General features: G+C 53.6%; 8 protein-coding genes and 1 pseudogene. 4 read left to right on the top strand and 5 right to left on the bottom strand.

Annotated features, from left to right (window positions below; all coding sequences use genetic code 11):
* Both ABF287_RS13275 and ABF287_RS13280 read left to right on the top strand, forming a co-directional pair.
* On the top strand, positions 1-378 hold a 378-nt coding region (locus ABF287_RS13275; RefSeq protein ID WP_347185486.1), incomplete at its 5' end, for a ParA family protein.
* 3 nt (positions 379-381) lie between these two features.
* Positions 382-1,296, top strand: a complete 915-nt coding sequence (locus ABF287_RS13280) for a ParB/RepB/Spo0J family partition protein (RefSeq protein WP_347185487.1) — start codon at positions 382-384, stop codon at positions 1,294-1,296.
* A gap of 2 nt (positions 1,297-1,298) precedes the next feature.
* Here ABF287_RS13280 and hemW read toward each other — a convergent pair whose 3' ends face one another.
* The 4 genes from hemW to rph are packed head-to-tail and all read right to left on the bottom strand — an operon-like array spanning position 1,299 to position 4,166.
* Entirely contained in the window at positions 1,299-2,450 is a 1,152-nt protein-coding gene (gene hemW, locus ABF287_RS13285) for a radical SAM family heme chaperone HemW (protein ID WP_347185488.1), read from the bottom strand.
* A gap of 2 nt (positions 2,451-2,452) precedes the next feature.
* Positions 2,453-2,836 carry a RidA family protein gene (locus tag ABF287_RS13290; protein ID WP_347185489.1) on the bottom strand — a complete coding sequence of 128 codons (384 nt, stop codon included), beginning with the start codon at positions 2,834-2,836 and terminating at the stop codon, positions 2,453-2,455.
* Positions 2,833-3,453 carry an RdgB/HAM1 family non-canonical purine NTP pyrophosphatase gene (gene rdgB, locus ABF287_RS13295; RefSeq protein WP_347185490.1) on the bottom strand — a complete coding sequence of 207 codons (621 nt, stop codon included), beginning with the start codon at positions 3,451-3,453 and terminating at the stop codon, positions 2,833-2,835. Before rdgB ends, ABF287_RS13290 begins: the two co-directional genes overlap by 4 nt.
* Positions 3,453-4,166, bottom strand: coding sequence for a ribonuclease PH (gene rph / locus ABF287_RS13300; protein WP_347185491.1), 714 nt, complete (start codon positions 4,164-4,166; stop codon positions 3,453-3,455). The genes rdgB and rph overlap by 1 nt, the downstream gene beginning before the upstream one ends.
* 120 nt (positions 4,167-4,286) lie before the next feature.
* Here rph and hrcA point away from each other — a divergent pair, with 120 nt between their 5' ends.
* Together hrcA and ABF287_RS13310 are read left to right on the top strand one after the other, a co-directional pair.
* A complete protein-coding gene (gene hrcA / locus ABF287_RS13305) occupies positions 4,287-5,351 on the top strand; it encodes a heat-inducible transcriptional repressor HrcA (protein ID WP_347185492.1) in 1,065 nt (354 codons plus the stop codon).
* Positions 5,352-5,400: 49 nt separating this feature from the next.
* Positions 5,401-5,913: a nucleotide exchange factor GrpE gene (locus tag ABF287_RS13310; protein WP_347185493.1), complete on the top strand. Its 513-nt coding sequence runs from the start codon at positions 5,401-5,403 to the stop codon at positions 5,911-5,913.
* On the opposite strand, the pseudogene ABF287_RS13315 reads toward ABF287_RS13310, so the two are convergent.
* Positions 5,910-6,499 (bottom strand): annotated as a pseudogene (locus tag ABF287_RS13315) (DNA mismatch repair protein MutS); the annotation flags it as partial. The gene ABF287_RS13310 and the pseudogene ABF287_RS13315 overlap by 4 nt on opposite strands.

A 6,499-nucleotide genomic window follows, 5' to 3' on the forward strand; every position in this document is an offset into this window, starting at 1 on the left:
CTCAGTCTTTTGACGGTGAATGCGATGGTTGCCTCGGATTCTATCCTTGTTCCGCTTCAAAGTGAGTTTTTTGCGCTTGAAGGATTGTCTCAGCTGCTTTTGACCGTACGCGAGGTGCGTCAGACGGCCAATCCACAACTGCGGATCGAGGGCGTTGTTTTGACGATGTATGATCGCCGGAACAATTTGTCCCGCCAAGTTGAGCAAGATGCGCGCGATAATTTGAAAGATATGGTCTTTGAAACCGTTATTCCGCGTAATGTTCGGATCAGTGAATCGCCGTCTTATGCTTTGTCGGTTTTGGAGTATGATACCAATTCGAAAGGCAGTCAGGCCTACCGCGCATTGGCGCATGAACTAGTGAACAAGCGGAGATAGCCCATGAGTGTTACGCCTAAAAAAGTCAATAAGTCTCGTGGTTTAGGTCGTGGTTTGTCGGCCTTGATGGCTGATATTCCGAATGATCCGGTTGTGGTTGATCAAGAAAGCGGCGCGCGTCGTGCTGACTTGGTTGTGCCAATCGAACGGGTTGAGCCAAACCCTGATCAGCCGCGTCGTCACTTTGTTCAAGAAGATTTGGACGATCTTTCAAATTCTATTCGCGAAAAAGGCGTTATTCAGCCGCTCATCGTGCGTCCGAGCCCAAGAACTGAAGGCAATTTCGAGATTGTGGCAGGGGAGCGCCGCTGGCGTGCCTCTCAACTGGCGAAACGGCACGATATTCCGATTATCGTGCGCGAATACGACGACATTGAAGTGCTTGAAGTTGCGATTATCGAGAATATTCAGCGCGCGGACCTGAATTCGATTGAGGAAGCGGCTGGTTATAAGCAGCTCATGGAGAAATTCGGCCACACCCAAGAAAAGCTCGCGGAAGCTTTGGGGAAAAGCCGCAGTCACATCGCCAACTTGATGCGTCTTTTGCAGTTGCCCGACGATGTGCAGAGCTTTGTTGTATCTGGTGAGCTGTCAGCAGGGCATGCGCGGGCGTTGATTACGTCTGACAGCCCGTCCGAATTGGCGCGCATTGTCGTCAAAAAAGGCTTGTCGGTGCGTGATACCGAAAAACTGGCCAAGCAAGGGAAAACACAGACGACACCAAAAGCGCGCGCTCCTAAGTCTGCGGGTGAGAAAGATGCGGACACCCGCGCGCTTGAGGGTGATTTGTCGGCAGCAATTGGGATGCCCGTCAATATTGCGCATAAAGCGGGCACCGAAAGTGGTGTTTTGTCTATATCTTACAAAGACTTGGATGATTTGGACGCGCTGTGCCAAATCTTGTCCCGCGGGGCGTAAGCCTAAGCGATAAGTTCGCGCAAAATTGCGTTTAGAAGCGGGCGACCTTTTGGAGTAACCGAAAGGCGCCCGTTTTCTGTTGTGATCAAGCCATCTTCGCTCAGGTATTTGTTTTGAACGACAAATGGGCTTCCCTGAAGGGCGGAGGCGCGGGTCAGATCGATGCCATCGGAGAGACGCAGACCCATCAACAAGAATTCCGTCATTTGCTCATCCAAGGGCAGGCTGGTGCTGGACTGTTCGCCGCTGCCGGTTTTGCGCACTTTTTCGAGCCACAAAGCGGGGGAAAGCGGCGTGTCGGTGGCGTATCTTTGACCATTTAGGGTGAGGCGGCCGTGCGCACCGGGGCCGATGCCAGCGTAGTCGCCGTAGCGCCAATAAATTTCGTTGTGACGGCTTTCAGAGCCTTTTGGGGCGTGATTAGAGACTTCATACGCTGACATGCCGGCCGCATCGCAAATCTCTTGCGTGGCGAAATACATGTCTGTGGCGGTGTCTTCTGTGGGCAATCCGCCAAGCTTGCCGCGTTTGTATCTGTCGCCAAAGGCGGTGCCGTCTTCGATGGTGAGTTGGTACAGCGAGAGATGGTCAACGGCCATATCCAGCGCTTCTTTCAGCTCGACCTTCCAGTCGTCCAAAGTTTGCTGTTGGCGGGCATAGATCAAATCAAAGCTGATCCGGTCAAAGGAATTGCGCGCGATGTCAAAAGCTTTGCGTGCGTCATCGACGGTGTGCAACCGACCAAGTGCCTTGAGATCGTTCTCTCTAAGTGATTGAATTCCCATGGAAAGACGATTGACGCCAGCGGCGCGGTAACCTTGAAAGCGGCCCGCTTCGACGGATGTTGGATTGGCCTCAAGCGAGATTTCGCAGTCATTGGCAAGGGTCCAGCGGCTTTGAACGCGCTCTAAGATCGCATTTATCAGCTCTGGCGACATCAAGGAGGGCGTGCCGCCGCCGAAAAACACGGAATTAAGCAGGCGACCAGAGGTCAGTGCGGCAACGCGGTCAATTTCGGACAGATAGGCAGCTTGCCATTCCGCCTCATCAATTGAGGCGGAGACATGTGAGTTGAAATCACAGTAAGGGCATTTTGCTTTGCAAAACGGCCAGTGAATATAGAGACCAAAGCCGCCGTTTTGCCAATCTTCCATGATTATCCCTTAAATGCCGTGACTTCGATTTCGATCAACATTTCCGGCTTGATCAGGTCAGCGACGACCATTGTGGCGGCGGGGCGAATGTCACCCAGAGCCTCGCCAAGCGCGGGAACAACCTCATCGACCAAAGACGCGTCAGTGATGGTGTATTGAACGCGCACGATATCGGTCATCGCAAAACCGCCATCCGTCAGGGCTTTGGCGATGGTGGCGAAACAATTGCGCGCTTGATCGGCGACAGAAGCGGGCATTTGCATCGTGGCGTAGTCATAACCGGTGGTGCCAGACACAAAACACCAGTCGCCTTGCACAACGGCGCGGGAATATCCCATGGTTTTTTCAAAGTCAGAACCAGATGAGATGAGTGTGCGTTTGCTCATTTTTTCAAATCCTTAAAGGGGCCAGAGACAAATTTGGCGAAGGCATCCGCGCGGTGGCTCATGGCTTGCTTTTTGTCGGGGTCCATTTCCGCAAAGGTGATGTCATGGCCGAGAGGGACAAACATTGGGTCAAAACCAAAGCCTTTGTCGCCGCGCATTGGCCACGTGAGGCTGCCCTCGACTTTGCCTTCGAACACTTCGTCATGTCCATCAGGCCACGCCAAACACAGCGTGCAGCAAAAGCGTGCTGTCCGAGGCGCAGGTGCGTTTTTGGCTTCCAAAAGGTCCCAAACCTTTTTCATCGCCATGGGAAAATCACGTCCGTTTGGGGTTTCGGCCCAGTCTGCGGTGTAGACGCCAGGCTGGCCATCAAGCGCGTCGACCATGATACCGCTGTCATCGGACAGGGCGGGCAGGCCGCTTTTCTTGGCGGCATAATGGGCTTTGATACGCGCATTGCCTGCGAATGTGTTTTCGGTTTCTTCGGGTTCATCAAACCCAAGATCGCCTGCAGAAATCACTTCGATCCCGTAAGGGGCAAGCAGCGCGGAAATTTCGCGCAACTTACCTTTGTTGTGGGATGCTAGGACGATTTTTTGACCCTCAAACGCCCGCATTATGCCACCGCAGCGTTCTGAGCGGCAACCAAGTCAGCGACGCCTTTTTCAGCCAAATCAAGGAGTTGGTTCATTTGAGTGCGGGAATAGGTGGACCCTTCGGCGCTCATTTGGGTTTCGATCATTTGACCGTTTGCCAACATGATAAAGTTGCCGTCAACGCCAGCTTCTGAATCTTCTGGGTAGTCCAAATCAAGGACGGGCTGGCCCGCGTAGATGCCGCAAGAAACCGCCGCGACGTTTGAAATCAGCGGATCAGTTGTGACGTCGCCGGCTTTCATCAATTTGTTGACGGCAAGGCGCAAAGCCACCCAGCCACCGGTGATTGATGCACAGCGTGTACCGCCGTCTGCTTGGATCACATCACAATCGACGGTGATTTGGCGTTCGCCCAAGGCAACGCGATCTACGCCTGCGCGCAAAGACCGACCGATCAGGCGTTGAATTTCAACAGTGCGGCCACCTTGTTTGCCGGATGCAGCTTCGCGGCGCATGCGGGATGTGGTTGAACGGGGCAGCATGCCGTATTCGGCTGTGACCCAACCTTGGCCTGAATTGCGCATAAATGGTGGAACGCGTGGTTCGATTGTGGCGGTGCACAAGACATGGGTGTCGCCGCAGCGGATCATGCAGGAGCCTTCGGCATGTTTTGTCACGCCTGTTTCGATGGAGATTGAGCGCATTTCATCTAGTGATCTACCGGAAGGTCGCATATTTTGTCCTTTGACTGATGTTTGACCTGACATAGCCAAGTGTAGGCGTTTGGTGCAAGTGTCATTGACCCCGTCGGTGCATGTCTTTTAACTGCACTCAGACGTAATTTTGGCGGACCTATGCCCAACTCTAGTAATTTGATTTCGGAAATGAACGATAGATCCCGCGAAGTTTTTCGCAGGGTTGTTGAGGGCTATCTGGAAAACGGTGATCCTGTTGGCTCGCGCAGCTTGACGCGCACAATGAACGAAAAGGTGTCTGCCGCGACAATCCGCAACGTGATGTCTGATCTTGAGCACTTAGGCTTGCTGGACAGTCCGCATATTTCGGCTGGCCGTATCCCGACGCAACTTGGCTTGCGCATGTTTGTGGATGGCTTGCTTGAGGTTGGAAAAGTCGATCAGTTTGATCGCGCGAAGATCGAAGAGACGGTGCAAACAGATCAAAGTGATGTGAGCGCGACTTTGGACCGTGTGGGCAATGTATTGTCGGGGATCACGCATGGGGCGAGTTTGGTTTTGACGCCAAAGCATGAGGCGCCGGTCAAGCACATCGATTTTGTCAGTCTTGATCCGTCGCGCGCGCTTGTGGTGCTGGTCTTTGCGGATGGGCATGTGGAAAACCGCGTGTTCACGCCGCCTGTGGGGCAAACATCGTCGTCGATGCGCGAAGCAGCGAACTTTTTGAACGCGCTGGCGCAGGGCAAAACATTGTCCGAGCTGCGCCGCAGTGTTGAGATTGAAATCAAGTCGCGCAGGCAAGAGCTAGATACCTTGGCGGCGGAATTGATCGAAAGTGGTGATGCGTTTTGGGAAGGTGACGGGCCGCAAAACGAACGATTGATCGTGCGCGGTCGCTCCAATTTGCTGGATAGCGGCGCGGACGAGACGGACCTTTTGCGTGTGCGCAGTCTGTTTGATGACCTTGAACAAAAGCGCGACATCGCCGAATTCCTTGAATTGACCGAAGATGGCGACGGTGTGCGCATTTTTATTGGCTCTGAGAACAAACTTTTCTCTCTTTCGGGTTCCTCTTTGGTGGTTTCTCCTTATATGAACGCAGAGCGAAAAATTATCGGTGCTGTTGGCGTCATTGGGCCGACTCGTTTGAACTACGGGCGGATCGTTCCAATCGTCGATTATACAGCGCAGCTTGTTGGCAAAATTCTGTCCGGCAAGTCTTAGAAGGTGAAACATGACGGATCCGAACAAAGACCTTGATGCTGAGTTTGACATGGAAACCGATGATCCCATCGAGTTTCTGGGCGAAGACAACAGCGAAGAAGAAATGGAAAAGTTGCGCGCCGAGCGTGACGAAATGCGTGACCGCTTTATGCGGGCGATGGCTGACGCGGAAAATTCGCGCAAGCGCAGTGAACGCGATCGCAAAGAGGCTGAAAACTACGGCGGCTCCAAGCTTGGCCGCGATATGTTGCCAGTCTTCGACAACCTAAAGCGCGCCATTGACACGATCACTGACGAGCAACGTGAAGCGCAAAAAGCGCTGATCGAAGGTATCGAGCTGACCATGCGCGAGCTTTTGAACGTGTTCAAAAAGCACGGCATCGACGCGCTTGCGCCTGAAGTTGGTGACAAGTTCGATCCAAACATCCACGAAGCCATGTTCGAAGCACCTGTGCCTGGCACAAAAGCGGGCGACATCATTCAGGTGATGAACGTTGGCTTTATGATCCACGACCGCTTGTTGCGCCCTGCGCAAGTTGGCGTGAGCTCAACCCCAGCTTAATCCGCTTCGAGCGATTTGAGCTCGTACAAAATTTGAAGCGCCTCTCGGGGCGTCAGCTCGTCGGGAAGTATCTCGGCGAGCTTTTCTTCAACTGGGCTTGGGCCCTTTTGAACCGGCGCGGCCACTGGCGCAGGGGCGGCAGAAAACAGCGGCAAATCGTCAATGATGGCTTTGGGCGACGCCTTAGTGTCTGAATCGCCTTTCTCCAAAGCCTCCAAAACAACGCGCGCACGTTCCACAACAGCACCGGGCAGCCCTGCAAGCTTGGCAACCTGCACGCCGTAAGACCGATCTGCTTTGCCCTTGATGACTTCGTGCAAGAAAATCACGTCGCCTTCCCATTCTTTCACCGCAACAGTGGCGTTGTCCGCACCATCCAGTTTATCGGAAAGCGCTGTCATTTCGTGGTAATGCGTCGCAAACAAAGCGCGCGACTTGTTGACGTCATGCAGATGCTCAAGCGTGGCCCAAGCAATGGATAGCCCGTCATAGGTCGCGGTGCCGCGGCCAATTTCGTCCAAAATCACCAAGGCGCGATCATCGGCTTGGTTCAAAATCGCGGCGGTTTCGACCATTTCCACCATAA

The organism is Pacificibacter sp., from assembly GCF_039769035.1.
In the GTDB taxonomy this organism is placed as follows: Bacteria; Pseudomonadota; Alphaproteobacteria; order Rhodobacterales; family Rhodobacteraceae; genus Celeribacter.

Bases quoted from the DNA above. Each gene is read 5' to 3' on its own strand.
- ABF287_RS13290 (WP_347185489.1), bottom strand. From the start codon at position 2,836: ATGAGCAAACGCACACTCATCTCATCTGGTTCTGACTTTGAAAAAACC.
- hemW (WP_347185488.1), bottom strand. From the start codon at position 2,450: ATGGAAGATTGGCAAAACGGCGGCTTTGGTCTCTATATTCACTGGCCG.
- rdgB (WP_347185490.1), bottom strand. From the start codon at position 3,453: ATGCGGGCGTTTGAGGGTCAAAAAATCGTCCTAGCATCCCACAACAAA.
- ABF287_RS13280 (WP_347185487.1), top strand. From the start codon at position 382: ATGAGTGTTACGCCTAAAAAAGTCAATAAGTCTCGTGGTTTAGGTCGT.
- ABF287_RS13310 (WP_347185493.1), top strand. From the start codon at position 5,401: ATGGAAACCGATGATCCCATCGAGTTTCTGGGCGAAGACAACAGCGAA.
- hrcA (WP_347185492.1), top strand. From the start codon at position 4,287: ATGCCCAACTCTAGTAATTTGATTTCGGAAATGAACGATAGATCCCGC.
- rph (WP_347185491.1), bottom strand. From the start codon at position 4,166: ATGCGACCTTCCGGTAGATCACTAGATGAAATGCGCTCAATCTCCATC.